Source organism: Streptomyces sp. NPDC029296 (assembly GCF_055569255.1).
Map to the genome: position 1 here is coordinate 42313 of NZ_JBVHXT010000009.1, position 26581 is coordinate 68893.

24 protein-coding genes and 1 pseudogene are annotated in these 26581 nt (G+C 71.9%); 14 read left to right on the forward strand and 11 right to left on the reverse strand.

Annotated elements, in window-relative coordinates; translation table 11 throughout:
- Positions 1 to 118: 118 nt before the first annotated feature.
- Positions 119 to 1039, forward strand: a complete 921-nt coding sequence (locus tag ACZ4W9_RS10030) for a carbohydrate kinase family protein (protein WP_467934500.1) — start codon at positions 119 to 121, stop codon at positions 1037 to 1039.
- Positions 1040 to 1230: 191 nt separating this feature from the next.
- Here ACZ4W9_RS10030 and uvrA read toward each other — a convergent pair whose 3' ends face one another.
- Positions 1231 to 4281 carry an excinuclease ABC subunit UvrA gene (gene uvrA / locus ACZ4W9_RS10035; RefSeq protein ID WP_467934501.1) on the reverse strand — a complete coding sequence of 1017 codons (3051 nt, stop codon included), beginning with the start codon at positions 4279 to 4281 and terminating at the stop codon, positions 1231 to 1233.
- A 224-nt stretch (positions 4282 to 4505) separates the two neighbouring features.
- Between uvrA and ACZ4W9_RS10040 the strand changes: the two genes are divergently transcribed.
- The 5 genes from ACZ4W9_RS10040 to ACZ4W9_RS10060 all read left to right on the forward strand — a co-directional run bounded on the left by ACZ4W9_RS10040 (position 4506) and on the right by ACZ4W9_RS10060 (position 9055).
- A complete protein-coding gene (locus tag ACZ4W9_RS10040; protein WP_467934502.1) occupies positions 4506 to 5192 on the forward strand; it encodes a maleylpyruvate isomerase family mycothiol-dependent enzyme in 687 nt (228 codons plus the stop codon).
- Positions 5193 to 5341: 149 nt separating this feature from the next.
- Entirely contained in the window at positions 5342 to 5998 is a 657-nt protein-coding gene (locus ACZ4W9_RS10045) for an MBL fold metallo-hydrolase (RefSeq protein WP_467934504.1), read from the forward strand.
- Between the two features lie 456 nt (positions 5999 to 6454).
- Complete coding sequence (locus tag ACZ4W9_RS10050; protein ID WP_467934505.1) at positions 6455 to 7339, forward strand: ABC transporter substrate-binding protein; 885 nt, start codon at positions 6455 to 6457, stop codon at positions 7337 to 7339.
- Positions 7336 to 8262 (forward strand): amino acid ABC transporter permease, encoded by a 927-nt coding sequence (locus ACZ4W9_RS10055; protein ID WP_467934506.1) that lies wholly within the window; start codon positions 7336 to 7338, stop codon positions 8260 to 8262. Before ACZ4W9_RS10050 ends, ACZ4W9_RS10055 begins: the two co-directional genes overlap by 4 nt.
- A gap of 25 nt (positions 8263 to 8287) precedes the next feature.
- Positions 8288 to 9055: an amino acid ABC transporter ATP-binding protein gene (locus ACZ4W9_RS10060; RefSeq protein ID WP_467934508.1), complete on the forward strand. Its 768-nt coding sequence runs from the start codon at positions 8288 to 8290 to the stop codon at positions 9053 to 9055.
- 73 nt (positions 9056 to 9128) lie between these two features.
- Here ACZ4W9_RS10060 and aroQ read toward each other — a convergent pair whose 3' ends face one another.
- The gene (aroQ, locus tag ACZ4W9_RS10065; protein WP_467934509.1) at positions 9129 to 9602 is read right to left on the reverse strand and encodes a type II 3-dehydroquinate dehydratase; all 474 of its coding nucleotides are present in this window, start codon (positions 9600 to 9602) and stop codon (positions 9129 to 9131) included.
- 213 nt (positions 9603 to 9815) lie between these two features.
- Here aroQ and ACZ4W9_RS10070 point away from each other — a divergent pair, with 213 nt between their 5' ends.
- Positions 9816 to 11087, forward strand: coding sequence for an MFS transporter (locus tag ACZ4W9_RS10070; RefSeq protein WP_467934693.1), 1272 nt, complete (start codon positions 9816 to 9818; stop codon positions 11085 to 11087).
- Between the two features lie 27 nt (positions 11088 to 11114).
- Here the strand turns inward: ACZ4W9_RS10070 and ACZ4W9_RS10075 are convergent, their stop codons facing one another.
- The 5 genes from ACZ4W9_RS10075 to ACZ4W9_RS10095 all read right to left on the reverse strand — a co-directional run bounded on the left by ACZ4W9_RS10075 (position 11115) and on the right by ACZ4W9_RS10095 (position 17413).
- Complete coding sequence (locus ACZ4W9_RS10075; RefSeq protein ID WP_467934510.1) at positions 11115 to 12215, reverse strand: calcium:cation antiporter; 1101 nt, start codon at positions 12213 to 12215, stop codon at positions 11115 to 11117.
- Between the two features lie 120 nt (positions 12216 to 12335).
- The gene (locus ACZ4W9_RS10080; RefSeq protein WP_467934512.1) at positions 12336 to 13325 is read right to left on the reverse strand and encodes a TerC family protein; all 990 of its coding nucleotides are present in this window, start codon (positions 13323 to 13325) and stop codon (positions 12336 to 12338) included.
- A 284-nt stretch (positions 13326 to 13609) separates the two neighbouring features.
- On the reverse strand, positions 13610 to 14188 hold the full coding sequence (locus ACZ4W9_RS10085) for a TerD family protein (RefSeq protein WP_467934513.1): 579 nt from the start codon (positions 14186 to 14188) through the stop codon (positions 13610 to 13612).
- A 167-nt stretch (positions 14189 to 14355) separates the two neighbouring features.
- Complete coding sequence (gene uvrB, locus ACZ4W9_RS10090; RefSeq protein WP_467934514.1) at positions 14356 to 16494, reverse strand: excinuclease ABC subunit UvrB; 2139 nt, start codon at positions 16492 to 16494, stop codon at positions 14356 to 14358.
- A gap of 40 nt (positions 16495 to 16534) precedes the next feature.
- Positions 16535 to 17413 (reverse strand): MHYT domain-containing protein, encoded by an 879-nt coding sequence (locus ACZ4W9_RS10095; protein ID WP_467934516.1) that lies wholly within the window; start codon positions 17411 to 17413, stop codon positions 16535 to 16537.
- A 278-nt stretch (positions 17414 to 17691) separates the two neighbouring features.
- Here ACZ4W9_RS10095 and ACZ4W9_RS10100 point away from each other — a divergent pair, with 278 nt between their 5' ends.
- Together ACZ4W9_RS10100 and ACZ4W9_RS10105 are read left to right on the forward strand one after the other, a co-directional pair.
- A complete protein-coding gene (locus ACZ4W9_RS10100) occupies positions 17692 to 18564 on the forward strand; it encodes a glycerophosphodiester phosphodiesterase (RefSeq protein ID WP_467934517.1) in 873 nt (290 codons plus the stop codon).
- A 40-nt stretch (positions 18565 to 18604) separates the two neighbouring features.
- Positions 18605 to 19159, forward strand: a complete 555-nt coding sequence (locus tag ACZ4W9_RS10105) for a methylated-DNA--[protein]-cysteine S-methyltransferase (protein ID WP_467934518.1) — start codon at positions 18605 to 18607, stop codon at positions 19157 to 19159.
- Between the two features lie 78 nt (positions 19160 to 19237).
- Here ACZ4W9_RS10105 and ACZ4W9_RS10110 read toward each other — a convergent pair whose 3' ends face one another.
- Positions 19238 to 19666, reverse strand: coding sequence for a VOC family protein (locus ACZ4W9_RS10110; protein ID WP_467934520.1), 429 nt, complete (start codon positions 19664 to 19666; stop codon positions 19238 to 19240).
- Positions 19667 to 19765: 99 nt separating this feature from the next.
- Here ACZ4W9_RS10110 and ACZ4W9_RS10115 point away from each other — a divergent pair, with 99 nt between their 5' ends.
- The gene (locus ACZ4W9_RS10115) at positions 19766 to 20671 is read left to right on the forward strand and encodes a pseudouridine-5'-phosphate glycosidase (protein ID WP_467934521.1); all 906 of its coding nucleotides are present in this window, start codon (positions 19766 to 19768) and stop codon (positions 20669 to 20671) included.
- Positions 20656 to 21591, forward strand: coding sequence for a carbohydrate kinase family protein (locus tag ACZ4W9_RS10120; protein ID WP_467934523.1), 936 nt, complete (start codon positions 20656 to 20658; stop codon positions 21589 to 21591). Before ACZ4W9_RS10115 ends, ACZ4W9_RS10120 begins: the two co-directional genes overlap by 16 nt.
- Here ACZ4W9_RS10120 and ACZ4W9_RS10125 read toward each other — a convergent pair.
- Positions 21588 to 21818, reverse strand: a pseudogene (locus ACZ4W9_RS10125) (hypothetical protein); the annotation flags it as partial. The gene ACZ4W9_RS10120 and the pseudogene ACZ4W9_RS10125 sit on opposite strands and share 4 nt — an antisense overlap.
- 217 nt (positions 21819 to 22035) lie before the next feature.
- Between ACZ4W9_RS10125 and ACZ4W9_RS10130 the strand changes: the two are divergent.
- Positions 22036 to 23163: a magnesium and cobalt transport protein CorA gene (locus tag ACZ4W9_RS10130; protein ID WP_467934524.1), complete on the forward strand. Its 1128-nt coding sequence runs from the start codon at positions 22036 to 22038 to the stop codon at positions 23161 to 23163.
- Between the two features lie 75 nt (positions 23164 to 23238).
- On the opposite strand, the gene ACZ4W9_RS10135 is transcribed toward ACZ4W9_RS10130, so the two are convergent.
- Entirely contained in the window at positions 23239 to 23871 is a 633-nt protein-coding gene (locus tag ACZ4W9_RS10135) for a nucleoside/nucleotide kinase family protein (RefSeq protein WP_467934525.1), read from the reverse strand.
- A gap of 10 nt (positions 23872 to 23881) precedes the next feature.
- On the opposite strand from ACZ4W9_RS10135, the gene ACZ4W9_RS10140 reads away from it, so the two are divergent.
- The gene (locus tag ACZ4W9_RS10140) at positions 23882 to 24148 is read left to right on the forward strand and encodes a DUF2293 domain-containing protein (protein ID WP_467934695.1); all 267 of its coding nucleotides are present in this window, start codon (positions 23882 to 23884) and stop codon (positions 24146 to 24148) included.
- A gap of 279 nt (positions 24149 to 24427) precedes the next feature.
- Positions 24428 to 25915, forward strand: a complete 1488-nt coding sequence (locus ACZ4W9_RS10145; protein ID WP_467934527.1) for a glutamate synthase subunit beta — start codon at positions 24428 to 24430, stop codon at positions 25913 to 25915.
- A 106-nt stretch (positions 25916 to 26021) separates the two neighbouring features.
- Here ACZ4W9_RS10145 and ACZ4W9_RS10150 read toward each other — a convergent pair whose 3' ends face one another.
- Positions 26022 to 26543, reverse strand: coding sequence for a carboxymuconolactone decarboxylase family protein (locus tag ACZ4W9_RS10150; protein ID WP_467934528.1), 522 nt, complete (start codon positions 26541 to 26543; stop codon positions 26022 to 26024).
- Positions 26544 to 26581 lie beyond the last annotated feature (38 nt).

The window sequence follows — 26581 nt, forward strand, 5'->3', positions numbered from 1 at the left end:
GGCCCGCGCGGTGAGGGTTCGTCCACCGCACGCCCCCGCGGTGCCCGCAGGAGCCGGGCCGCGCCGAAGCCGCCGGACGCACCGCGTCGTCCCCGCCGTCCGAGAAGGGAACCGCCTCGTGATCGTCGTCGCCGGTGAGGCACTGATCGACCTGGTGCCGCAGGGCCCGGGTGCCCTCGCGGACCTGAAGCCGGCGCTCGGCGGCGGTCCGTACAACACCGCCGTGGCCCTCGGCAGGCTCGGCTCCCCCACCGCCTTCTGCTCCCGGACGTCGTCCGACGCCTTCGGCGAGGCCCTGCTCGACGGGCTGCGGCGGGCCGGGGTCGACGTGTCGCGCGTCCAGCGGGGCCCGGAGCCGACGACCCTCGCCGTGGCCACGGTCGGCGCCGGCGGCTCGGCCGCGTACTCCTTCTACGTCGACGGCACCGCCGACCGTCTGTTCACCGCACCCGCCGCACTCCCCGCCGGTACGCGCGCGGTGTCCTTCGGCACCTGCTCGCTCGTCCTGGAACCGGGCGCGAGCGCCTACGAGGAGCTGATGCGGGCCGCCGCCGCTCAGGGGCTGTTCACCGCGCTCGACCCCAATGTCCGGGCGGGGCTGATCCCGGACGCGGACGCCTACCGGGAGCGCTTTCGCGGCTGGCTGCCCTCGGTGACGCTGCTGAAGCTGTCCGCGGAGGACGCGGAATGGCTGGGCGGCACCCCGCGCGAGTGGCTGGCCGCGGGACCGGCGGCCGTGGTGATCACGCGGGGCGGCGACGGTCTGACCGTGTTCACCCGGGACGGCGGGGAGCTTTCCGTGCCGGGCGAGAAGGTCGACGTCGTGGACACCATCGGCGCCGGTGACACGGTGAACGCGGCCTTGCTGCACGGGCTGGCGGAACGGGACGCGCTGTCCGCCGAGGCGCTCGCCGCCCTCGGGACGGAGGGCTGGACGCGGCTGCTGCGCTTCGCGGCGCGGGCGGCGGCGATCACCTGCTCGCGGGCCGGGGCCGAGCCGCCGTACGCGGCGGAGCTGGGTGACCCCGCCGCGCTGTGAGCGGCTGTCGCTCCCCGTGTTGCCGGGAAGGCACGACCGCGCTCGCGGTGCACGGGGAGCCGGATCGCCGGGCCGGGGCCGGGTGATGGTGGAACGAGCGGCGCCCCGCGGGAAGTTCCCGCGGGGCGCCGATTATGTGACGAGACGTCAGGGCGGCCGGGCCGGGCCGACCGTCCTGGGAGCCGCCCGTGTCAGGAACTGCGGGTCCGCGTGGTCTTCTTCGCGGGCGTCGCCTTCTTCGTGGCCGCGGCCTTCTTGGCCGTGGCGCTGTTGGCCCTGGTCTTGGCGGGGGTGCCGTCGGCCTTGGCCGTCACCGTCTTCCTGGCCGGGGCCTTGGCCGCGGCCGTCTTCCGCGTCGTTCCACCGCGCTGCGCCTTGACCTGCTGGGCGTCGCTGACGCGGTCGGCTCCGAGGATCTCCCGCAGGAACTTGCCCGTGTGGCTCGCCGGGACCCCGGCGACCTCCTCCGGCGTGCCCTCGGCGACCACCAGGCCGCCTCCGGCGCCGCCCTCGGGGCCCATGTCCACGATCCAGTCGGCGGTCTTGATCACGTCGAGGTTGTGCTCGATGACGATGACCGTGTTGCCCTTGTCGACCAGTCCGCCGAGGACCTTGAGCAGCTTGCTGATGTCCTCGAAGTGCAGACCGGTGGTCGGCTCGTCCAGGACGTAGACCGTGCGCCCGGTGGATCGCTTCTGCAGTTCGCTGGCGAGCTTGACGCGCTGCGCCTCGCCACCGGAGAGGGTGGTGGCGGACTGGCCGAGGCGGACGTAGCCGAGACCGACGTCGTTCAGCGTCCTCAGGTGGCGGGAGATCGCCGGGACCGCCTCGAAGAAGTGCATGGCCTCCTCGATCGGCATGTTCAGGACCTCGGCGATGGACTTGCCCTTGTAGTGGACCTCCAGGGTCTCCCGGTTGTACCGGGCACCGTGGCAGACCTCGCACGGGACGTAGACGTCCGGGAGGAAGTTCATCTCGATCTTGATCGTGCCGTCGCCCGCGCAGTTCTCGCAGCGGCCGCCCTTGACGTTGAAGGAGAAGCGGCCGGGCAGGTAACCCCGGACCTTCGCCTCGGTGGTCTCGGCGAACAGCTTGCGGATGTGGTCGAATACGCCGGTGTACGTCGCCGGGTTGGACCGCGGGGTCCGGCCGATCGGCGACTGGTCGACGTGCACCACCTTGTCGACCAGGTCGTCGCCGTCGACGCGGGTGTGCCGTCCGGGGACGGTCCGGGCGCCGTTCAGCTCGCGGGCCAGGTGCGTGTACAGGATGTCGTTGACCAGCGTGGACTTGCCGGAGCCGGAGACGCCGGTGACGGCCGTGAACACGCCCAGCGGGAAGGACACGTCGATGTCCCGCAGGTTGTTCTCGCGGGCGCCGTGCACGGTGAGCTGCCGCGACAGGTCGCGCGGGCGGCGCACGTCCGGGAGCGGGATCGCCTTGCGGCCCGAGAGGTACGCGCCGGTCTGCGACTCGGCGTTGTCGAGCAGTTCCTTCACGGAGCCGCTGTGCACCACCTTGCCGCCGTGCTCGCCGGCGCCGGGGCCGATGTCCACGATCCAGTCGGCGACCTTGATCGTGTCCTCGTCGTGCTCCACGACGATGAGCGTGTTGCCCATGTCACGCAGCCGGACCAGGGTCTCGATCAGCCGGTGGTTGTCCCGCTGGTGCAGGCCGATGGACGGCTCGTCCAGGACGTACAAGACGCCTACGAGGCCGGAGCCGATCTGGGTGGCCAGGCGGATGCGCTGGGCCTCGCCGCCGGAGAGGGTGCCGGCCGCGCGGTTGAGCGAGAGGTAGTCCAGGCCGACGTCGACCAGGAAGCGCAGCCGCTCGTTGACCTCCTTCAGGACCCGCTCGGCGATCTTCTTGTCGCGGGCGCTCAGCTTCAGTTCGCCCAGGAAGTCCGCGCAGTCGCTGATCGACATCGCGGAGACCTCGGCGATCGACTTGCCCATGATCGTGACCGCGAGGACGATCGGCTTCAGGCGCGTGCCCTCGCAGGAGGGACAGGGCACCTCGCGCATGTAGCCCTCGAAACGCTCGCGGCTGGCGTCGCTCTCGGCCTCGCTGTGCCGGCGCTTGACGAAGGGCAGCGCGCCCTCGAACGGGGTGGTGTAGACCCGCTCCCGGCCGTACCGGTTGCGGTAGCGCACCTCGATCTGGGTCTTGTGGCCGTGGAGCAGGGCCTTCTTGGCGCGCTGCGGCAGGCCCGCGAAGGGGATGTCCGTACGGAAGCCGAGGGCGTCCGCGAGGGCGCCGATCAGACGGCCGAAGTAGTCCTTGGTGTGGCCGTGCGACCAGGGGTGGATGGCGCCCTCGTCCAGGGACTTGTCCGGGTCCGGGACGATCAGCTCGGGGTCGACCTCCATGCGCGTGCCGATGCCGGTGCACTCGGGGCAGGCGCCGAAGGGCGAGTTGAAGGAGAAGGAGCGGGGCTCCAGTTCCTCGAAGGACAGGTCGTCGTACGGGCAGTACAGGTGCTCCGAGTACATGCGCTCGCGCTCGGGGTCGTCCTCGGGGAGGTCCACGAAGTCGAGCACGACCATGCCGCCGGACAGGCCGAGGGCCGTCTCCACGGAGTCGGTGAGGCGCCGCTTGGCGGAGTCCTTCACCGTGAGGCGGTCCACGACCACCTCGATGGTGTGCTTCTCCTGCTTCTTCAGGACCGGCGGTTCGGACAGCTGGACGGTCTGGCCGTCCACCCGCGCCCGGGAGTAGCCCTTGGTCTGCAGGTCGGCGAAGAGGTCGACGAACTCGCCCTTGCGCTCGCGCACCAGCGGGGAGAGCACCTGGAAGCGGCTCCCCTCGGGCAGCTCCAGGACCTTGTCCACGATGGCCTGCGGCGACTGGCGGGAGATCGGGCGGCCGCACTCGGGGCAGTGCGGCTTGCCGATGCGCGCGAAGAGCAGACGCAGATAGTCGTAGACCTCGGTGATGGTGCCGACCGTCGAGCGGGGGTTGCGCGAAGTGGACTTCTGGTCGATGGAGACGGCCGGGGAGAGCCCCTCGATGAAGTCGACGTCGGGCTTGTCCATCTGCCCGAGGAACTGCCGTGCGTACGAGGAGAGCGACTCCACGTAACGACGCTGGCCCTCCGCGAAGATCGTGTCGAAGGCCAGGGAGGACTTGCCCGACCCGGACAGGCCCGTGAAGACGATGAGCGAGTCACGAGGCAGGTCGAGCGAGACATTCTTGAGATTGTGCTCGCGCGCGCCACGGACGATGAGACGGTCGGCCACGCCGGTCCGCACCTTTCTTGGGGGAAGTGACAGGGGCGGGGCCCCCGTGCTTCTTCAGACTAGGGGGAGCCACTGACAACGTCGGTCGGATTGCCCGGTTGCATAACAATCCCCGGCCATCAAGCATGCCCGACGCCGCCACCGACGATATAGCACGCACATTCGATTTGCGGGCGAGGTTGGTCACCTTCACCCGAACGTGTGGCCGGGCTAGGGTCGGCGCCATGATGGATCACGCTCATGACCTGGCCTGTGTACGTGAGGCGACCGATCGGCTGCTCACCGCGCTCGCCGCACTGGACAACGCCGCGCTCGCCGAGCCGTCACGGCTTCCGGGCTGGAGCCGCGGGCACGTCCTCGCCCACCTCGCCCGGAACGCGGACGCGCTCGTGAACGTCCTTCAGGGCCGTCCCATGTACGCGAGCGCCGAGGCGCGGGACACCGACATCGAGCGGGGCGCCCCGCGACCGCTGGACGTGCAGGTCGCCGACGTCCGGGAGAGCGCGGCCCGCTTCCAGGACGCCGGGGCCGCGCCCGCGGACTGGACGCGCACGGTCGAGCTGCGCAACGGGGTCACCGACTCCGCTTCGCGGGTGCCGCTGCGCCGGTGGGCGGAGGTGGAGCTGCACCACGTGGACCTCGGGACCGGGTACGAGCTGGAGGATCTGCCGGCCGAGTTCCTGGAGCGGGAGACCGGCTTCCTCGCGGACCGGTTCTCCGGGAACCCGGACGTCCCGGCGACCCGCCTCACGGACGGCACGCGCGCGTGGACCACCGGACGCGAGGCCGGCGTGCCCGGGATCACGGTCACCGGCCGGCCGGCGGACCTGCTGGGCTGGCTCGCCGGCCGGCGCGACGGCGCGGCGCTGGAGGTGGACGGCGGGGAGCTGCTGAAGCTGCCTCCGCTCTAGGCACCGGTCCGCGGGGGGGCCGCCGAAGGCTGCCCCGCTCCGGGCCCCGGCCCGCGGGCCACGGCCGTCGCGGACCCGTCCCGGGCGGGCGTGCGCCGGCCCGTCCCGGGCGGGCGTGCGCGGGGGCCGTCCCGCTATAGGCTGCCGACATGACGTACACCGGAGAGGTCAAGGTCGGCGGACCGGCGGATGTGCACGAGCTGAAAGACCTGATGATCACCAAGATCGCGGTCGGCCCGATGGACAACAACGCCTACCTGCTGCGCTGCCGGGCCACCGACGAGCAGCTCCTGATCGACGCCGCCAACGAGGCGCCGACGCTCCTCGGCATGATCGGTGACGACGGCATCGCGTCCGTCGTCACCACCCACCGGCACGGTGATCACTGGCAGGCCCTCGCCGAGGTCGTCGCGGCCACGGGCGCGCGTACGTACGCCGGGCGCGACGACGCCGCCGGCATCCCCGTGCCCACCGACGTCCTCGTCGACGACGGCGACGTGATCACGGTGGGCCGGGTGGAGCTGACCGCGCGCCATCTGGTCGGGCACACGCCCGGTTCGATCGCGCTGGTCTACGACGACCCGCACGGCCACCCGCACGTCTTCACCGGCGACTGCCTCTTCCCCGGCGGCGTCGGCAACACGCACAAGGACCCGAAGGCGTTCGCCAGCCTGATCCACGACGTGGAGACGAAGCTCTTCGACGTGCTGGCGGACGAGACGTGGGTCTACCCGGGGCACGGCAACGACACGACGCTGGGCGCGGAGCGGCCGCATCTGCCGGAGTGGCACGCGCGCGGGTGGTGAGCGGGGGCGGGCGCCGCGCGGCCGGCCCGCACGGCGCCGCGCCAGCGCCGCCCGCGCGCTGACAGGCACCGCGGACGACCACGTCGCCGGAGGCACCCGCGCTCCGGCGCACAGGCCGTACACGCGCCGGGCGCACACCTCGCACCACGCCCGCTCCCGGCGCGCACCACCCCCGTACGCGCCCCCTGTGACGCGTTCGCACGTGCCGAGCCCCCGTGCGCACTCCCGGAAAACGGCTCCGCGCAGTCAACTGGTAGCAGCCCGCGCAGGACGACAGCGCCTGAGGGGCAGGGCCGCCGGTCTCCAACCCACCGCCCTCGGCCGGCGGCCCAGGCATCGCCCACGCGCGCGTGGGACGCGGGCGCCCGTTCACACAGCCGCAACACCCGTTCCCACTATGCGGGCAACTACCGCTGTGACCTGGACAGATGCGGCGTTCGCTGCCACTCTCCCGCCATGCATCCTGCCCCTCGTACCCTGCGCAGCGCGGTCGTCGCCGCCACCGTTGCCCTGCTCGCCACCGCTGTCGGCTGTGCGCCGCAGCCCGAGGAGAAGGCGTCCGCCGCCCCGTCCGGGCCGGCCGCGAAGAGCTGCGCCAAGGGCGGGCTCGCCACGAAGACGTCCGGGAAGCTGACCATCGCGACGGACGAACCGGCGTACGAACCCTGGTTCAAGGACGGCAAGCCCGCCGGCGGCAAGGGTTTCGAGTCGGCGGTCGCCTATGCCGTGGCCGAGCGGCTCGGCTACGGCAAGAGCGCGGTCGTGTGGCAGAGCGTGCCGTTCAACAAGGCGTTCGCGCCGGGGGTGAAGAGCTTCGACTTCGACATCAACCAGGTGTCGATCAGCGACGAGCGCAAGAAGGCCGTGGACTTCTCCTCCGGTTACTACGACGTGCGGCAGGCCGTCATCGCCCTGAAGGGCGGCAAGGCGGCGGGGGCGACGAGCATCGCCGACCTGCGGAGGCTCAAGCTGGGCGCCCAGGTGGGCACCACGAGCCTCGACTACATCACCGACCTGGTGAAACCGACTCGGCAGCCGGCCGTCTTCGGCAAGAACGACCAGGCCAAGTCCGCGCTGAAGAACGGTCAGGTGGACGCCATCGTGACCGACCTGCCGACGGCGTTCTACATCACCGCGGCCGAGGTCACGAACGCGAGGATCGTCGGCCAGTTCGCGCACCAGGGCGGCACGCCCGAGCGGTTCGGGCTCGTCCTGGACAAGGGCAGCGCGCTGACCTCGTGCGTCACCGCCGCCGTCGACGCCCTGCGCGAGGACGGCACGCTGGCCCGGATCGAGCAGCGGTGGCTCTCCGACGCCGTCGACGCCCCGGTGCTCAAGTGACGGTCGTCAAGGGCGAGCCGGCCCGGGAGGGGACGGACGACGCCGGTGACCGGACCGCCGGCGGCCCCCACGACGACGGCTACGTGCCCTCCGAACGGCGCCTGGCGCGGGAACGCCACCGACGAGCGCGGGCCCGCCGCGCCACGGCGATCGCGGCCCTGTCGACCCTGGTCACGGCCGCGCTGCTCTACCTGGTCGTCGTCGGCGCCCCCGGCTGGCCGCGCACCAAGGAGACGTTCTTCAGCGCGCACTACGCGCGCGAGGCGTTCCCGAAGATCCTCGAAGGGCTGTGGCTGAACCTCCGGCTGCTGCTGGTCTGCGGCGTCGCCGTCCTGGTCCTCGGCATGCTGATCGCCATCGCGCGGACCCTGCGCGGCCCGGTGTTCTTCCCGCTGCGGGTGCTGGCGGCGGCGTACACCGACTTCTTCCGCGGCCTGCCGCTGATCATCAACCTGATGATCGTCGTCCTGGGCGTGCCGGCGCTGCGGCTGCAGGGGGTGACGGTCGACCCGGTGCTGCTCGGCGGCACGGCGCTGACGCTGACCTACTCCGCGTACGTGGCGGAGGTGTTCCGGGCCGGCATCGAGTCCGTCCACCCCTCGCAGCGCGCGGCGGCCCGCTCGCTGGGGCTGACCAACCGGCAGGCCCTGCGCCACGTCGTCCTCCCGCAGGCGGTGCGCCGCCAGGTGCCGCCGCTGCTCAACGACCTGGTCTCGCTGCAGAAGGACACCGGCCTGGTCTCCATCGGCGGCGCGGTGGACGCCGTACGGGCGGCCGACATCATCGTGGGCCGCAGTCTGAACTACACGCCCTACATCGTCGCGGGGCTGGCGTTCGTCGCGCTGACCATTCCGATGACCCGGTTCACCGACTGGGTGACGGCCCGGACCGACCGGCGGCGTGCGCAGGGAGGGTCCCTGTGAGCACCCGGGGAGGAACGCTGTGAGCATGGAGAGCACGTCCGCCGGCGACGCGCCCGTCCTGCGGATGGAGTCGGTCCGCAAGACCTTCGGCGGCTCGGTCGTCCTGCGGGACATCGATCTCGAGGTCGCGCCGCACACGGTGACCGCGCTGATCGGCGCCTCCGGCTCGGGCAAGTCGACGCTGCTGCGCTGTGCCAACCTCCTGGAGGAGATCGACGACGGCGCGATCTGGCTGGACGGCGAGGAGATCACCGACCCGCGGGTGGACCAGGACGCGGTACGGCGCCGGATCGGGGTCGTCTTCCAGGCGTACAACCTGTTTCCGCACATGAGCGTGCTCGACAACATCACCCTCGCGCCGCGCCGGGTGCACGGGGTGGCCCGCGCGGAGGCCGAGGAGCGGGCCAGGGAGCTGCTGGAGCGCCTGGGGCTGGCCGGGAAGGCGGATGCCTACCCGGACCGGCTCAGCGGCGGCCAGCAGCAGCGGGTGGCGATCGTGCGGGCCCTCGCGGTGCGGCCCCGGCTGTTGCTGCTGGACGAGATCACGGCCGCGCTCGACCCGGAACTGGTGGGCGAGGTGCTGGACGTCGTCCGCGGGCTGAAGGAGCAGGGCATGACCATGGTGCTGGCGACGCACGAGATGGGGTTCGCGCGGGACGTCGCCGACCAGGTGTGCTTCCTGGACGGCGGGGTGGTGCTGGAGCGCGGCGGCGCCGAGCAGGTCTTCGGCGAGCCGCGTCACGAGCGCACCCGGCGCTTTTTGCGCCGGATCGTGGAGGCGGGCCGGCTGTAGTCCCGCGCGCGGGGTCACGCCGTCGGCGGCGATCCGCTCGGCGGCCACTGGCGGCTGTGGTCCCGCGCGCGGGTCACGCGTCCGCGTGCGCCGCCCCGAGCAGCGCCGCGACGCGCTCCACGCCGAACACGTAGCCCTGCACCCCGCAGCCGGCGATGACGCCGTCGGCGCGCTGCGAGACGTAGGAGTGGTGCCGGAACGGCTCGCGCTGGTGGATGTTGGAGATGTGCACCTCCAGCACGGGCATGCCGTCGCAGGTGCTGAGCGCGTCCAGGATGGCGACCGATGTGTGCGAGTAGGCGCCGGGGTTGATGACGATCCCGCAGTGGCCGAGCCGGGCCTCGTGGATCCAGTCGACCAGCCGGCCCTCGTGGTTGGACTGCCGGACGTCCACCGTGCCGCCGTACGCGGCCGCCGCCTTGGCGCACAACGCCTCCACGTCGGCCAGTGTCTCCTTGCCGTAGATCTCGGGCTGGCGCTGGCCGAGCAGGTTCAGGTTGGGCCCGTTGAGGATCATGATCGGGGCGTTGGCCAGGGTGCGGGGCACGGTTCCTCCGGTCCGTCGGTGGCGGCGCGTCTGCGGCCGCTGCTCGTCACACCGGTCTATCACGCCGGTCCGGGCGGGCGGCCGGCCGTGCGCGCCGGTCTCCACGGCGCGCACCACGGGTCCCGTGATCACTTCCGCACGCCCCCGTAACTCGTGATCACAGTGGGTAGTTGACCCGTCATGCGTGATGTACAGGCTGTCAACAGGCCGTCCATGCCGCGGCTCGCCGCCGCCTCGCTCGCCGGGACGGCAATCGAGTTCTACGACTTCTTCGTCTACGGCACGGCGGCGGCCCTGGTGCTCGGGCCGCTGTTCTTCCCGACGTTCTCGCCCCTGGCGGGCACGCTGGCGGCCTTCGGGACGTTCGGGGTGGGGTTCGTCGCCAGGCCGCTCGGCTCGGTGCTGTTCGGGCACCTCGGGGACCGGCGCGGCCGGCGGCCGGTGCTCGTCGGCTCGCTGCTGCTGACCGGCTTCGCCACGGTCGCGGTCGGCTGTGTGCCGTCCTACGGCACGATCGGCGTCGCCGCGCCCGTCCTCCTGCTCGTGCTGCGCTTCCTGCAGGGGCTCGGGCTCGGCGGGGAGTGGGGCGGGGCGGTGCTGCTGACCGCCGAGCACGCCCCGGCCGGACGGCGCGCCCTGTGGTCGAGCTTCCCGCAGGTGGGCCCGGCGCTCGGGTTCGGGCTGGCCAACGGAGTGGTGCTCGCGCTGTCGGCGGCGCTGTCCGACGCGGAGTTCGCGCGCTGGGGCTGGCGCGTGCCGTTCTGGGCGGCCGGGGCGCTGGCGCTGGCCGGTCTGTGGCTGCGCTCGTCCCTCGCGGAGAGCCCCCGCTTCCTGGAGATCGACGATCACGCGCGCGTGCCGTTCTTCGAGGTCGTCCGGCAGCACGGGCGGCTGGTGCTGCTGACGGCCGGGGCGCTCGCGGTGGGTTACGCGGTGTTCTACGCGGTGACGACCTGGTCGCTGTCCTATGCGACGGAACGGCTCGGCGTGAGCCGTACGGTCATGCTGACGTGCGTGATGGGCGCGGTGCTCGTGCAGGGCGCGCTGGTGCCGCTCGTAGCACTGGTCGCCGACCGGTTCGGACGCCGGCCGATGTGCCTGACGGGGTGCGCGACCTCCGCGCTGTGGATGCTCCCGATGGTCGCGCTGCTGGCGACCGGCGAGCCGGTACTGATGTTCCTCGGCATCCTGGGCGCCCTGCTCTCCTTCGTCACCGCGTTCGCGGTGATCGCCGCCTATCTGCCGGAGCTGTACGAGCCGCGGGTGCGCTGCACGGGCGCCGCCGTGGGCTACAACCTCGGCGGGGTCCTCGGCGGCGCCCTCACCCCGATCGTGGCCACGGCGCTCGCGGAGCGGGGTGGACCGGTGCCGTGGGGCGTGGGCGCGTATCTGACGGGGATGGCACTGATCAGCCTGGTGTGCTTCGCGCTGCTGCCGGAGACGCGTCCGGTGCCCGTGGCGGCGGTGGAACCGGTGACGGGCTGACCGGACGCGCCGCACACGGGCCGCCGGCTAGGGGTTGATCGCAAGCTCCAGGTACGCCGCGAAGAGCACCAGGTGGACGCCGCCCTGGAGCGGGGTGGCCCGGCCGGGCACCACGGTCAGGGAGCTGACCACCACGGTCAGGGCGAGCATCAGCATGTGGGTCGGGCCGAGGCCGAGGACGAGCGGCCCGGACAGCCAGACGGAGGCCAGGGCCACGGCCGGGATGGTCAGGCCGATGCTGGCCATCGCGGAGCCGAGCGCGAGGTTGAGGCTGGTCTGCACCCGGTCCCGGCGGGCGGCGCGCAGCGCGGCGATCGTCTCGGGCAGCAGGACGAGCAGGGCGATGATCACGCCGACCACCGCGTGCGGCAGCCCGGCCGCCGCCACGCCCGACTCGATCGTGGGCGAGACGCCCTTGGCCAGGCCGACCACGCCCACCAGGGCCAGGCCGAGCAGGCCCAGGCTGAACCAGGCGGTGCGCGCGGACGGGGGCGACGCGTGGTCGTCGCCGCTGACGGCCACGCCCTGCCGGGTGACGGGCAGGAAGTAGTCACGGTGCCGCACGGTCTGGGTGGTCACGAACAGGCCGTAGAGGATCAGTGACGACAGCGCGGCGAAGGTCAGCTGGACGGTGGAGAACTCGGGCCCGGGCTTGCTGGTGGTGAAGGTCGGCAGCACCAGGCTGAGCGTGGCCAGCGTCGCCACGGTCGCCAGGGCCGCGCCGGTGCCCTCGGGGTTGAAGAGCGCCGTGCCGTGTCGCAGGGAGGCGACGAGCAGACTGATTCCGACGATGCCGTTGCAGGTGATCATCACCGCGGCGAAGACGGTGTCCCGGGCCAGCGTCGAACTCTTGTCGCCGCCGTCGGCCATGAGGGTGACGATCAGAGCGACCTCGATGATCGTGACGGCGATGGCGAGCACCAGGGAGCCGAAGGGCTCGCCGACCCGGTGGGCGACCACCTCGGCGTGGTGCACCGCCGCCAGGACGGAACCGGCGAGGACCACGGTCACCAGGGCGACGACGGGGCCGGGCAGGCCCCGTCCCCAGGTGAGGGCCAGCAGGACGACCGCGAGCACCGGCACGAGGATCGTCCATTGACGGGTGAGCGACCGGAGCCGAGTGATCATGCGGCGATGGTCGCAGAGGCGTACAGGATTCGCATTCCGTCCTTTTCGGTCCTTCTCGTCCTTTCCGGTGCGGGGTCCGGTGCCGGTGGGACCGGGCCCGTCAGGGGGACGACGGCGCCGTCACACGTCGACGCGGTCCTTCCGGGACTCCTCGTCGTCGGTGTGCGCCGCCTGCTTCCTGGTGGCGAGGAGGCTGGTGACCGTGGTGACGGCGAGGACCACGCAGATCACACCGAGCGAGACCGGGATGCTGATCTCGGGGACGTGGACGCCGGACTCGTGCAGGGCGTGCAGCACCAGCTTGACGCCGATGAAGCCGAGGATGACCGACAGCCCGTACGACAGGTGGACCAGCTTCTTGAGCAGTCCGCCGATGAGGAAGTAGAGCTGGCGCAGACCCATCAGGGCGAAGGCGTTGGCGGTGAAGACGATGTACGGGTCCTGGGTCAGGCCGAAGATCGCGGGGATGGAGTCCAGGGCGAACAGCACGTCCGTGGTGCCGATGGCCAGCATCACGACCAGCATCGGCGTCATGACGCGCTTGCCGTTCTGCCGGATCCACAGCTTGGTGTCGTGGTACCGGTCGGCCACGCCGAACCTGCGCTCCACGGCCTTCAGGAGCTTGTTCTCCTCGTACTCCTCGTCGTGCTCCTCCGCGCGGGCCTCCTGGATGAGCTTCCAGGCGGTCCAGATCAGGAAGGCGCCGAAGAGGTAGAACACCCAGGAGAAGCTGGTGATGATCGCGGCACCGGCGGCGATGAAGACGGCCCGCAGGACCAGGGCTATGAGGACGCCGACGAGCAGGACGCGCTGCTGGTACCGGGCGGGCACCGAGAACTTCGCCATGATCAGGACGAAGACGAAGAGGTTGTCGACGCTCAGCGACTTCTCGGTGATGAAGCCGGCGAAGAACTCGCCGGCCGGCTGTCCGCCGCCGAAGACGAGGAGGCCGAGACCGAAGAGGCCGGCCAGGGTGATCCAGACGACCGTCCAGACACCCGCTTCCTTGACCGACACCTCATGCGGCTTTCGACCGATGAAGAAGTCGACCGCGATCAGAGCGGCGAGACCCACGATGGTGAGGACCCACAGGCCCATGGAGACTTCCACTGCACCTCCGGCATTGCGTGACGGCAAACACATCAGCGTTGTCGCTGCCGGAGGTCTCTTCCGCCCGCGAAGGGCCGGCGCCCCGGGACTCGAACCGGTCCGTATTGACGGGTACGCCGCAGCAAGGGAGTACTCCCCTCCGTACGGAAGACAGTACCCCAATCACCAAGGAACAGTAAAGGGATAAGTAAAATATGTTCCAAGTAAGCAGGTCAGAGTGGCTTTACCAGTGCTTGACATCGGTCCCGATGGGCAGGCTTCGCGGGCTTCGCCGGCCGCCGTGCTCAGAGGTGCGTGCGGATCGCCGGCAGCAGGTCCTGGAAGGTGCGGCCGTCGGCCGGGGCACCGAGGGCGGTCATCGTCCAGCCGGATCCCGCGCGGTGCACCTTGGCCATGATCTGGGCGGTGTGGTCGCCGCCGCCGGCCAGGGTGTAGCGGGCGAGTTCCTGGCCGTTGGTCTCGTCCACGAGGCGGCAGAACGCGTTCTGCACCTCCTGGAAGGTCTGGCCGGTGAAGGAGTTCACCGTGAAGACGATCTGGTCGATGCGGGCCGGGACACGCTGGAGGTCCACCAGGATCGCCTCGTCGTCGCCGCCCTGGCCAGCGCCGCCGACGAGGTTGTCACCGGTGTGGCGCACCGAACCGTCGTCACTCACCAGGTGGCGGAAGAAGACGACGTCCTGCGGCTCCTGGCCGGCGAAGAGGACCGCCGAGGCGTCCAGGTCGATCTCGCGGGTGCGGGAGCCGAACAGGCCGCGCCGCTTGGCCGCCTGCCAGCCGAGCCCCATGCGGACCGCGCTCAGCAAGGCCCCGTCGTTCTTCTCCAGGCTGATGGCCTGACCCTTGGACAAGTTGACCGACACGGCTGAATCCCCTCTCGACAGTCCCCTGCTGCCGCGCCGAGCCGTCGCGCGACGCGGTTGTCCAGAACCCTACGCAGGCACTGCCGGCAGCGCCGACCCCGGCTCGCGCTTTGTGTCGGTGTTGCAACACTTGGCACACAAATGCCGAGGTCGGCGGTGGTGAGGGCTCAGGCGAGGCCGGCCTCCCGCATCTGCCGCAGCTCCTTCTTCATCTCGGAGACCTCGTCGCGCAGCCGGGCCGCGACCTCGAACTGCAGCTCCGCGGCGGCGGCACGCATCCGCTCGGTCATCTCCTCGATCTGCCCGGCCAGCTCGGCCGCCGGGCGGTCGGTGGGCACCGCCCTGCCCTTGGCGCCCTTCGCGGCCTTGGCGCCCTTGGCCGCCTTGTCGCCGAGCGACGGAACCGGGGCCTTCGCGCCCTTGCCGTCCTTCGTGTTGCGGTAGCCGGAACCGAGGAGCTGTTCGGTGTCGACCTCCTCGCGGGCGATCTGCGCGACGATGTCGTTGATCTTCTTGCGCAGCGGCTGCGGATCGATGCCGTGGGCCTTGTTGTAGGCGACCTGCTTCTCCCGGCGCCGGTTGGTCTCGTCGATGGCCTTCTCCATCGCCGGGGTGATCTTGTCGGCGTACATGTGGACCTGGCCGGAGACGTTGCGCGCCGCACGGCCGATGGTCTGGATCAGCGAGGTGCCGGAGCGCAGGAAGCCCTCTTTGTCGGCGTCCAGGATCGCCACCAGCGACACCTCGGGCAGGTCGAGGCCCTCGCGGAGGAGGTTGATGCCGACCAGCACGTCGTACTCACCGGCGCGCAGCTCGCGCAGCAGCTCGATGCGGCGCAGGGTGTCGACGTCACTGTGCAGATAGCGCACCTGGATGCCGAGTTCCAGGAAGTAGTCGGTGAGGTCCTCGGCCATCTTCTTGGTCAGCGTGGTGACGAGGACCCGCTCGTCCTTCTCGGTGCGCTTGCGGATCTCGTGCACCAGGTCGTCGATCTGGCCCTCGGTGGGCTTGACCACGACCTCCGGGTCGACCAGGCCGGTCGGGCGGATGATCTGCTCCACGACGCCGTCCGAGCGGGACAGCTCGTAGGCACCGGGGGTGGCCGACAGGTAGACGGTCTGCCCGATGCGCTCCTGGAACTCCTCCCACTTCAGGGGGCGGTTGTCCAGGGCGGAGGGCAGGCGGAAGCCGTGGTCGACCAGGGTCCGCTTGCGGGAGGCGTCGCCCTCGTACATCGCGCCGATCTGCGGGACGGTGACGTGCGACTCGTCGATGACGAGCAGGAAGTCGTCCGGGAAGTAGTCCAGCAGGGTGTTGGGCGGGGAGCCGGGGGCACGGCCGTCGAAGTGCATCGAGTAGTTCTCCACGCCGGAGCAGGTGCCGATCTGGCGGAGCATCTCGATGTCGTACGTGGTGCGCATGCGCAGCCGCTGGGCCTCCAGGAGCTTGCCCTGCTTCTCCAGCTCGCCGAGGCGCTCCCCCAGCTCCTTCTCGATGTCGTTGACGGCCCGCTCCATGCGTTCGGGGCCGGCGACGTAGTGGGAGGCGGGGAAGACGTAGAGCTGCCGGTCGTCGCTGATGATCTCGCCGGTGATCGGGTGGAGCGTGGACAGCGCCTCGATCTCGTCACCGAACATCTCGATGCGGACGGCCAGCTCCTCGTAGACCGGGAAGATCTCGATGGTGTCGCCGCGGACCCGGAAGGTGCCGCGGGTGAACGCCATGTCGTTGCGCGCGTACTGGATGTCCACGAAGCGGCGCAGCAGCTCGTCCCGGTCGATCTCGTCACCGACCCTGAGCGGGACCATGCGGTCCACGTACTCCTGCGGCGTACCGAGGCCGTAGATGCAGGAGACCGAGGCGACCACGACGACGTCGCGACGGGTGAGCAGCGAGTTGGTGGCCGAGTGGCGCAGCCGCTCGACCTCCTCGTTGATCGAGGAGTCCTTCTCGATGTAGGTGTCCGACTGGGGGACGTACGCCTCGGGCTGGTAGTAGTCGTAGTACGACACGAAGTACTCGACCGCGTTGTTCGGCAGCAGCTCGCGGAACTCGTTGGCGAGCTGGGCGGCCAGGGTCTTGTTCGGCGCCATCACGAGGGTGGGGCGCTGGAGCTTCTCGATCATCCACGCCGTGGTGGCGGACTTGCCGGTGCCGGTCGCGCCCAGCAGGACGACGTCCTTCTCCCCGGCCCGGATGCGCCGGGCCAGGTCGGCGATGGCCGTCGGCTGGTCGCCGTTGGGCTGGTAGGGGCTGACGACCTCGAAGGGCGCCACCGTGCGTTCGATGTGGGAAACGGGCCGCATGTCATCCACCGTACGACCCCGCACTGACAACCGGTCCCGGTCAGCGGTTCTGCGGGGTGCGGGTGCGGTGGTGCCCGGTCCGGTGGACCGGGCGGTGCGCCTGGTGCGGGGCGGGGTGGCCGGCCTCGTGGGAGGCGACGGCGGCGGCCGGTACGCCCGGTTTGTGCTCGACGGGCGTCCAGTCGGGGCCGCCCACGACCATCAGCGGGTCGAAGACCACGACGACGCCCGCGATGAGCAGGAAGGCGAGCGGGCCGATCAGCATCGGTGCGAGCGCGGACGCCGCGGACCCGGACCCCGCGGGGTGGGAGGCACCGTCGAGGTGGACGCCGAGGGCCGCCATCCCGGTGTAGTGCATGCCGCTGACCGCGAGCCCCATGACGAGGCTGGCGCCCACGCTCCACATGAAGCCCCGCACCTGCCCGGCGGCCCACAGGGCGGCGGTGGCGGCGACGACCGCTATGACGACGGAGATCGCGACGGTGAGCGTGTTGTAGGTGAACCGCCCGTGGAAGCGGACGCCCGCCATGCCGAGGTAGTGCATCGAGGCGACGCCGAGGCCGGTGATCGTGCCGCCGGTGAACAGCGGGGTGCCGGTGGCGCCCCAATAGCCGACGATGAAGATCCCCACGCCGACCATGACGATGGCGAGGCCGAGGCTCGCGTAGGTGATCGGCTTGTCGTAGTGGAGCGGCGCCTCCTTGATGGAGAAGCCCATCATGGCGACGAAGTGCATGGTCCAGATACCGGAGCCGATCGCCGCCGAGCCGAGGGCCAGCCAGGCGGGGCGCCGGGAGTGTGTGACCAGCAGGGACCGTGTGGTGCAGCGCAGGCCGAGGGCACCACCGAGGCAGGCCATCAGATAGGCCACCAACGGGGTGACGGCTCCGTAGCTGAATCCGTCGATCGTGCCTTGCATCCGCGGCTGCCCTTCCGCCTTCTTGCGTCCCGGAATACCTGAATGTGCCCCCGTCCCAGGACCGCGCGGGCGGTCAGGGTGTCGCAGAGAGTATGACTCCCACCGGAATGGTCGAACGACTTTCCGGCAAAGAAACACGCCCTTGCCGCAGATGTGCGTCACCGGTGTGCGGAGTCGGAACGTCTCCCTTCGGTTTGTGGCCATCGTGCGTCCGGGCGCCGTTGCCGCCCGGCTGTCAATCTGGTGCTGTCGGTGTCCCCCGGACGGGAGGAGTACGGATGTACGCGCGCGTAGTCGCCGGCGCGGTCGCCGCGGCCCTGGGAACGACGGCGGTCCTGCTGGGCCCCGGCTCCGACGCCCGGGCGGGCGGCACGGGCAGGCCCTCCGTCATCGCTCACCGGGGTGCCTCCGCCTACGCGCCCGAGAACACGCTGGCCGCCATCGACAAGGCCGCCGAGCTGGGCTTCTCCTGGGTCGAGAACGACGTCCAGCGCACCAGGGACGGAGAGCTGGTGGTCCTCCACGACGACAGTCTCCAGCGCACCACCGACGTCGAGGACGTCTTCCCGGACCGGGCCCCGTGGAAGGTGCGGGACTTCACCGCCGCCGAGATCGCCCGGCTGGACGCGGGCAGCTGGTTCTCCCCGGCGTACGCGGGCGTGCGCGTGCCGACGCTGGGGCAGTACATGCGCCGGATCGAGCACAATCACCAGAAGCTGCTCCTGGAGATCAAGAATCCGGAGCTGTACCCGGGGATCGAGCAGCAGACACTGAAGCTCCTCGCCAACGAGGGCTGGCTGGACGGCCGGCACCGGGACCGGCTGGTCGTGCAGAGCTTCGGCGCCGGCAGCGTGCGGGCCGTCCACGAGCTGAAGCCGGCGGTCACCACCGCCTGTCTGGGCACGCCGGCCGTGACGGAACTGGACCGGCTCGCCAACTTCACGGACCTGGTCAACCCCGCGCACGGATCGCTCACCCGCGAGTACGTCTCGGTGGTGCACGGCTTCGACGGGCCGCACGGCCGGCCGCTCGGGGTGTTCGCCTGGACGGTGGACGACGCGGCCACCGCCCGCCGGGTCGCCGGTTACGGGGTCGACGGGATCATCACGAACAAGCCGGACGTGGTGCGCGCCGCCCTCGAATCGGACTGAACGGGCCGGCGTTGTCGGTGGCGGGCCGTACCGTGGGCGCATGGACAGCCTTGGGCAGGACGAGCAGCGGGTCGTGTGGGCCGTGATCGGCACGGACATCGGCCCACTGATGCTGGCGGCGACCAGGGACGGCCTGGTCAACGTGGTCTTCCACGCCTCGGACGCGGTGCGTGACCGGGCGCTGGAGCGGCTGGCCGCCCGGCTGGGCGGCCGCCCCGTGGAGGATCCGGACTCCCCGCTGCTGGCGGAGGCGACAGAGCAGCTGCGGGCGTATTTCGCGGGCGAGCGGCACGACTTCGACCTCGCGCTGGACTGGTCGCTGATCTCCGGGTTCAACCGGCAGGTGCTGCGCGAGCTGGCGGCCGGTGTGCCGTACGGCAGCGTGGTCGGGTACGGCGATCTGGCGGGGCGGGTCGGGCAGCCCGGCGGGGCTCAGGCGGTGGGCGTGGCGATGGGGTCCAATCCGCTGCCGGTGGTGGTGCCGTGCCACCGGGTGGTGGAGAGCGACGGCGGCATCGGCGGCTTCGGGGGCGGGCTGGAGACCAAGCGGAGGCTGCTCGCCCTGGAGGGTGTGCTGCCGGAGCCGCTGTTCTGACCGGCCGCACCGCCCACGGCGTAGGCACCGCACGCGGCGCGGCCCTGCGGGGCGTGCGCGGCGCCGCCCCGGACCCGGCTAGTCGTAGTGCCGGGCCTCGAAGACGTTGCCGTCGGGGTCGCGGAAGTAGAAGCTGCGCGTGGCGTCGCCGCGGGCGCCCGACAGGCCGGCGTCGATGCCGGACACGGGGACGCCGTGTTCCTCCAAGCGGGCGCGCAGGGCGTCGAAGCCGTCGGCCGGCAGGGCCAGGCAGACGTGGTTGACCGGGTGGCCCGCGCTGTCGGCCGAGCCGGGCAGCATCCTCATCCGTGCGGCGAGGCTGTGCGGGGCGAGGTCGAGGAGGGTCTCCTCGTTGACGCGTACGGAGGGGAAGGACACCTTCCCCTCGGCGTACTCGGCGACCCCGACCGGTTCCAGGCCGACGGCCGACGCGTAGAAGGCGGCCGCGGCGACCGGGTCGGCCACCCACAGGACCACGTGGTCGAGACGCGTGCTGTTTGTCGTCATAGGACCCAGGCTGCTGGCCTCCCCCACGGCCCACAAGCGTTTAGCCGTGGCCGGCGCCCGCCAGAGATGAGGAAGGACCGGCGGACAGGAGGCGGGCACATGGTGCTGGTGGTGTCGGAAGAGGTCCGGGAGGCGATCGGCGCACGGCGGCCGGTGGTGGCTCTGGAGTCCACGATCATCGCGCACGGCCTTCCCCGCCCGCGCAATCTTCGGGTGGCGCTCGAACTGGAGGAGGCGGTACGGCGGGAGGGTGCCGTGCCCGCGACGATCGCCGTGCTCGACGGGCGGCCCCGGGTCGGTCTGGGCCAGGAGGAGCTGGAACGGGTCGCGAACGAGGACATACGCAAGCTGGGCCACCGCGACCTGCCGCTCGCCGTGGCGGCGGGGGCGAGCGGGGCGACGACCGTGTCGGCGACGGCGCGGCTGGCCGCGCTGGCGGGCATCCGGGTGTTCGCCACCGGCGGGCTGGGCGGTGTGCACCGGGAATGGACGGTGACCCAGGACGAGTCGGCCGATCTGGGGCTGCTGGCGCGGACCCGGATCACGGTGGTGTGCGCGGGCGTGAAGTCGATCCTGGACGTGCCGGCGACGCTGCAACGGCTGGAGACGCTGGGCGTGGCCGTCGCCGGGTACGGCACGGACCGGTTCCCCGGCTTCTACCTGGCCGACTCGGGACATCCCGTCGACTGGACGCTGGACGCCCCGGAGGAGGTCGCCGCCGCCATGCGTGCCCAGGACGCGCTGGGCGCGGCGGAGTCGGCGCTGATCGTCGCCCATCCCGTACCGGAGGCGGAACAGCTCGATCCCGTTCTGCACGCGCGCGTGCTCGCCGAGGCGCTGCGCGCCTGCGCGGAGCGGGGCGTCACCGGGCAGGCGGTGACACCGTTCCTGCTGGACTACCTGGTCCGGCACACCGACGGTGCCTCGCTGCGCGCCAACCTGGCGGCGGTGCGCGGCAACGTGCGGCTGGCGGCGCGGATCGCCACGGCATGGGCCAGGGGGTGAGCGCGGGGCGGAACGGAGCACTGCTGGTCGTCGGGGACGTGGTCACCGACGTGGTCGCCCGGCACCGCGGGCCGCTCGCGTCCGGCACCGACACGGCCGCCGTGATCCGGACGCTGCCGGGTGGCGCGGGCGCCAACGTGGCGTGCTGGGCGGCGTACACGGGCGGGGCGGACGTACGGCTGCTGGGGCGGGTCGGCGCGGACTCCGTGGCGTGGCACGAGCGGGAGCTGGTCGCGGCCGGGGTGCGGCCCCGGCTGGTGGTGGACGCGCAGGCGGCGACCGGGACGGTGATCTGCCTCGTCGACGGCGGAGCGGCGGCCGAGCGGACGTTCCTGACGGACAGTGGGGCGTCCCTGCGGCTGGGTCCCGCCGACTGGTCGGACGCGTTGCTCGACGGGGTGGGCCGGTTGCATCTGTCGGGCTATCTGCTGTTCACGGAGTCGAGCCGGGCGCTGGCCGCAACGGCGCTCGCGGCGGCTCGCGCGCGGGGGGTGCCGGTCAGCCTGGACCCGGCGTCGGCCGGTTTCCTCGCCGAGTCGGGGGTGGACCACTTCCTGGCGTTCGCGCAGGGGCTGGACGTGCTGCTGCCCAGCCGGGACGAGGCGTACGTGCTGACCGGGCTGCCGGATCCGGCGGACGCGGCGGCCGAACTGTGCCGCCTCGTGCCGTTGGTGGTGCTCAAGACGGGGGCGGACGGGGCGCTGGTGGCCCGGCGCGGCGCCGTGCCGACCCGGGTTGCGGCCGTGCCGGTGGCGCCCCGGGACACCACGGGCGCGGGTGACGCCTTCACCGGAGCGTTCCTCGCCGCGCTCCTGGCGGGGGCGGCCCCGGAAGCGGCGGCGGCACGGGGTTGCCGGGCGGGCGCGGAGGCGGTCCGACGGATCGGCGGCAGACCACCGCACCGGGACGGCGAAGGCTAGGGCGGATGCCGCCGGGCACGGTTTCCCTGTTGTTCCCCCGCTACGGGCAGCTGTGCCTTGCAGCCCCGGGCCGAGATCATCGGGGCGGTGGCCAGGTCCATGGCGCCGGACTCCACGTCGGCCGGGTGCCGGTCGATCTCCGCGTCGGTGGCGAGGCCCGCGGCGACCAGCCGGCCGCGGACCTGACGGACCGTCGCGGCCTCCAGGGCGGTGCGGGCGGGCCTCGTTCCGCCGGTTGTCCGGGAGGTAACCGGCGGATGGCGTCATGCCTGCGATCCTTCCAGCCGCCCGCGCCGACGAGCACGACCGGCCGTTGTCCACAGGCGGGAACAAAGCGGAACTCCCCGTTCCCACAGGCCCGCACACGCTGTGCCCGGGACTGGCAGACTTGCGGAGCAGGGCGCGGCAAGCGTTGAGCTCGGAGATCCACGCGAGGAGATCCAGATGTCCATGGCAGGGAATCTGCGGAAGGTCACGGGGCTGGACAGGGTCGGCGGCCTGCGCAAGGTGGCGCGGCTGGCCCGGCGCCGGCCGCGCGTGGACCTGAGCCATCCCGCCAGATCGCCCCTGGGTTCCTCGGTGGTGAACTGCGTGACGTATCAGGACGGCGTGCGCGTCGCCGGGAGCGCCGATCTGGTGGACGCCGTGCGGCTGGTGCGCAAGTCGGGCGAGGGTTTCGTCTGGCTCGGGCTGCACGAGCCGACGGAGCGTGAGTTCGCCGGTGTCGCCGACCTGTTCGACCTGCATCCGCTGGCGGTGGAGGACGCGGTCGAGGCGCATCAGCGGCCGAAGCTGGAGCACTACGGGGACACGCTCTTCGCGGTGTTCAAGACCGTCTGTTATGTGGAGCACGAACGGCTGACGGCGACCAGCGAGGTGGTGGACACCGGCGAGATCATGGTGTTCGCCGGCAGGGACTTCGTGATCACGGTGCGGCACGGCCGGCACGGCTCGCTCGGTCCGCTGCGCGAGGAGCTGGAGACGGATCCGCGGCAGCTCGCCAAAGGGCCGGCGGCGGTGCTGCACGCGATCGCCGACCATGTGGTGGACGAGTACCTGAACGTCACGGACGCGGTGCAGGGCGACATCGACCAGGTCGAGACGGAGGTGTTCTCGGAGAACGGCGCGCGGCTCGACCCCGGCCGCATCTACCAGATGAAACGCGAACTGCTGGAGCTGAAACGGGCGGTGGTGCCGCTGGGCCGTCCGGTGGAGGATCTGGCGACCCGGCCCCTCCGGGTCGTCGACCCGGAGATACAGGCGTACTTCCGGGACGTGCTCGACCATCTGATCCGGGCCAGGGATCAGATCGCCGCGTTCGACGAACTGCTCAACTCCATCCTCCAGGCGCATCTGGCGCAGGTGACCGTCGCGCAGAACGAGGACATGCGGAAGATCACGGCCTGGGCCGCGGTGATCGCCGTGCCGACGATGGTGTGCGGGGTGTACGGCATGAACTTCGACCACATGCCGGAGCTGCGGTGGCGGTTCGGCTACCCGCTGGTCATGGCCGTGATGGCGGCAGGCTGCCTGCTGCTGTACCGGGGCTTCCGGCGCAACGGCTGGCTCTGAGCGTCGGGCGGGTTCCCGGCCCCGTGCGTGCGGGCCGGCCGGATCACCGGGCGGACCCGGGAACGGCGGCCCGGATCAGCCGCTCCAGGCGGGGTGGCGCGGGTCGTCGGCGCGGACCAGGACGTCCGCCGTGCCGGCCGGGTCGGCTTCGGCCTCGTAGCGCTCGAAGGCGGGGAGGGTCCAGTGGTCGGCCTCGGGCGTGCGGCGGCGCAGGGCTCCCGGCGAGAGGAGGAGGTGCACGGTCAGGTCGAAGGGGAACCAGTGACGCAGCAGGAGGGGTCCGTGGAGCAGCAGGATCCCGCCGGGCGGGAGGTGGACGTAGGGGCTGCGCGTGGCCCGGTCGGTGGCCGGGTCCCACAGGTCGGGCAGGATCCGCCCGCTGCCCCCGGGCTCCAGCGGGCCGAAGACCTCCCGCCACAGGGCGCCCGTGTCGTACCAGCCGCTGTAGTACGACTCCGCGTCCCGCCGGCCGTGCTCCAGGCGCAGCGAGGCCGGGCGCAGGAACCCCTCGGTGCCGACGACGAGGGAGGCACGGCCGCGTACGCGCAGCGCCTCGCCGACACGCGTGGCGAGGTCTCCCGGCCGAGCGGCCGGGGCGCCGTCGATGCCGGCGCGCGACCAGGTCCCCGGGCCGGCCGGCGCCGCGTCGGCCAGCCGATCGGCCAACCGCTCGGCCAACCGGTCCCAGGTGATCGCTTCGAGTCGCACGGCCCCCATGATGCCGGGTGGCCCGGCGGAGCGGCGAGAGGGGCCGGACCCGGGCACCGTCCGCGCGGCTTGCCATTGGCCGAAGGGGCCGGTGACCGAGGGGGCGGTGAACTCGGCGGGCGTGGCGGGCGTACGGCGTGCGGACGCGTCGTACGACCGGCTGCTGACGCGCGGGGTGCCGCGGCACGAGGCACGGCACCGGATCACGCCGGCCGCCCGGAGCGTGCCGCGGCGGGGAGGCCGAGGTCGGCGGCGACGCGGGCCGGGGAGGAGGTGACGGAAGACCGGGGTCGCGAGGACGTGGGCGGAGGAGGGAGCCGTGAGGGAGCGGCGCTGTCGCACGAGGAGGGTGGCGTGGGGAAGGAAGTGGTCGGCGTGGCCGTCGTGTGGCCCGTTCTGCTGGTCGTGTTCGTCGGCAGGGTCGTACAGAAAGCGCTGTCCGCCGCTCTGCGCGGGCGACCCGGGGGACGTATCGTGGCCGGAAGAGTGCTGCCCGATGACGCACGGACCTTCGTACACCCGGCGCCTGTGGTGCCCCGTACGCGAGGAAGACGCCATGGCCGATCCCAAGGGGTTCATGACCACGCCACGCCAGGAGTGGCCGCGGCGGCCCGTCGAGGAGCGGGTGCGGGACTGGGACGAGGTGTACGTCCCCGGAGCGCTGCTGCCCGTCATCAGCGAGCAGGCCGACCGCTGCATGGACTGCGGCATCCCGTTCTGCCACCAGGCCTGCCCGCTCGGGAACCTCATCCCCGAGTGGAACGACCTGGTCGCGCGGGAGGACTGGCGGGCGGCGAGCGACCGGCTGCACGCCACCAACAACTTCCCGGAGTTCACCGGCCGGTTGTGCCCGGCGCCGTGCGAGGCGGGGTGTGTGCTGGCGATCAACCAGCCCGCCGTCACCATCAAGAACGTCGAGTGCGCGATCGCCGACCGGGCGTGGGAGGAGGGTTTCACTTCGGCCCGGCCGCCCGAGCGGCTGTCCGGGAAGACGGTGGCCGTCGTCGGCTCCGGGCCCACCGGGCTGGCCGCGGCGCAGCAGCTGACCCGGGCCGGGCACACGGTCGCGGTGTACGAGAAGGACGACCGGGTCGGCGGACTGATGCGGTACGGCATCCCCGAGTTCAAGATGGAGAAGCGGCATCTGGAGCGGCGGATCGGGCAGATGCTGGCCGAGGGGACGAAGTTCCGTACCTCTACGGCGGTCGGCCGGGACGTCCCGGCGGACGAGCTGCGGAGCCGGTACGACGCGGTGGTGATCGCCACGGGTGCCACGGCGTGGCGGGAACTTCCGGTGCCGGGCCGGGAGTTGCACGGGATACACCAGGCGATGGAGTATCTGCCGCTGTCGAACCGGGTGCGCGAGGGGGATCTGGAGGTCTCGCCGCTGTCGGCCGCCGGCAAGCACGTGGTGATCGTCGGCGGCGGTGACACCGGGGCGGACTGCCTGGGCACGGCGGTGCGCGAGGGCGCCGCGTCCGTCACCCAGCTGGACATCTACGCCCAGCCGGGTGCGGAACGCGACGAGGACACCGAACCGTGGCCGACCTACCCGAAGATCTACCGGCTGTCGGCCGCGCACGAGGAGGCGCGGGAGCTGCGGACGGCGCCGGCGGCCGACGCGGACGCACGGCTGTTCGCGGCGTCCACGCTCCGCTTCACGGGAGACGAGAGGGGGAATGTGCGGTCACTGCACCTGGTGGAGGTCGACGAGCGGCGGCTTCCGGTGCCGGGCACCGGGCGGGCACTCCCGGCCGACCTGGTGCTGCTCGCCCTGGGCTTTTCCGGACCGGACCGGGAGGACGGGCTGATCGAGCAGCTGGGGCTGGCGTTGGGGCCGCGCGGCACGCTCGCCCGGGACGACGGCTTCGCGACCAACGTCCCCGGCGTGTTCGCCGCGGGCGACGCGGCACGCGGGCAGTCGCTCATCGTGTGGGCGATAGCGGAGGGCCGGGCGGTCGCGGCGGCCGTCGACCGCTATCTGACGGGGCGTTCCCGGCTCCCGGCCCCGATCGTGCCCACGGACCGGCCGATGACCGTCTGAACAGCCGCCGCACCGGACACGTCCTTGCCCCACGGGCATCCGGCCGACGGGCATCCGGCCGACGGGCATCACCGACTCCACCGGCGCAGGGGCACGCCCCGGGGTCTCAGGCCGTGCGTTCGTCCGTGCCCGCCGTCTTCGCCGTGGCCAGGGCCACGCGGTTCCACGTGTTGATGGTGAGGATCAGAGACAGGACCCGGGCCAGTTCCCGTTCCTCGAAGTGGGCGGCGGCCTCGGCGTAGACGGCGTCGGGCACGCCGCCGTCGGCGATCAGGGTCACCGCCTCGGTGAGGGCCAGCGCGGCCTGCTCCCTCGGGGTGAAGAAGTGCCGGGCCTCGCGCCAGACGGCGACCAGGTGGAGCCGGTCCTCGCTCTCACCGGCCTTGCGGGCGTCGTTGGTGTGCATGTGCAGGCAGTAGGCGCAGTGATTGAGATGGGAGGCGCGGATCTGGATCAGTTCGACCAGGGCCGGGTCGAGGCCCTGCCGGGCGGCGGCGTCGAGGCGGATGATCGCGCGGTTGACCTCCGGCGCGGCCTTCGCGAAGTCCAGGCGGGTGCGGGCGGCCTCGGCGGCGGCGATTCCGGCGGCGGGGTCGAAGGTGCTGGTGGTGTTCGTGTCCGTCGTCATGTGCTCCACCGTAGGCGCCGGAAAGACCGGTTGTAGGG

Bases quoted from the DNA above. Each gene is read 5' to 3' on its own strand.
- ACZ4W9_RS10060 (WP_467934508.1), top strand. From the start codon at position 8,288: ATGGAGAGCACGTCCGCCGGCGACGCGCCCGTCCTGCGGATGGAGTCG.
- ACZ4W9_RS10110 (WP_467934520.1), bottom strand. From the start codon at position 19,666: ATGACGACAAACAGCACGCGTCTCGACCACGTGGTCCTGTGGGTGGCC.
- ACZ4W9_RS10130 (WP_467934524.1), top strand. From the start codon at position 22,036: ATGTCCATGGCAGGGAATCTGCGGAAGGTCACGGGGCTGGACAGGGTC.
- ACZ4W9_RS10105 (WP_467934518.1), top strand. From the start codon at position 18,605: ATGGACAGCCTTGGGCAGGACGAGCAGCGGGTCGTGTGGGCCGTGATC.
- ACZ4W9_RS10120 (WP_467934523.1), top strand. From the start codon at position 20,656: ATGGGCCAGGGGGTGAGCGCGGGGCGGAACGGAGCACTGCTGGTCGTC.
- ACZ4W9_RS10040 (WP_467934502.1), top strand. From the start codon at position 4,506: ATGATGGATCACGCTCATGACCTGGCCTGTGTACGTGAGGCGACCGAT.
- ACZ4W9_RS10095 (WP_467934516.1), bottom strand. From the start codon at position 17,413: ATGCAAGGCACGATCGACGGATTCAGCTACGGAGCCGTCACCCCGTTG.
- ACZ4W9_RS10115 (WP_467934521.1), top strand. From the start codon at position 19,766: ATGGTGCTGGTGGTGTCGGAAGAGGTCCGGGAGGCGATCGGCGCACGG.
- ACZ4W9_RS10050 (WP_467934505.1), top strand. From the start codon at position 6,455: ATGCATCCTGCCCCTCGTACCCTGCGCAGCGCGGTCGTCGCCGCCACC.
- ACZ4W9_RS10070 (WP_467934693.1), top strand. From the start codon at position 9,816: ATGCCGCGGCTCGCCGCCGCCTCGCTCGCCGGGACGGCAATCGAGTTC.
- ACZ4W9_RS10145 (WP_467934527.1), top strand. From the start codon at position 24,428: ATGGCCGATCCCAAGGGGTTCATGACCACGCCACGCCAGGAGTGGCCG.
- ACZ4W9_RS10150 (WP_467934528.1), bottom strand. From the start codon at position 26,543: ATGACGACGGACACGAACACCACCAGCACCTTCGACCCCGCCGCCGGA.
- ACZ4W9_RS10045 (WP_467934504.1), top strand. From the start codon at position 5,342: ATGACGTACACCGGAGAGGTCAAGGTCGGCGGACCGGCGGATGTGCAC.
- ACZ4W9_RS10140 (WP_467934695.1), top strand. From the start codon at position 23,882: ATGCCGGGTGGCCCGGCGGAGCGGCGAGAGGGGCCGGACCCGGGCACC.
- ACZ4W9_RS10100 (WP_467934517.1), top strand. From the start codon at position 17,692: ATGTACGCGCGCGTAGTCGCCGGCGCGGTCGCCGCGGCCCTGGGAACG.
- ACZ4W9_RS10075 (WP_467934510.1), bottom strand. From the start codon at position 12,215: ATGATCACTCGGCTCCGGTCGCTCACCCGTCAATGGACGATCCTCGTG.
- uvrB (WP_467934514.1), bottom strand. From the start codon at position 16,494: ATGCGGCCCGTTTCCCACATCGAACGCACGGTGGCGCCCTTCGAGGTC.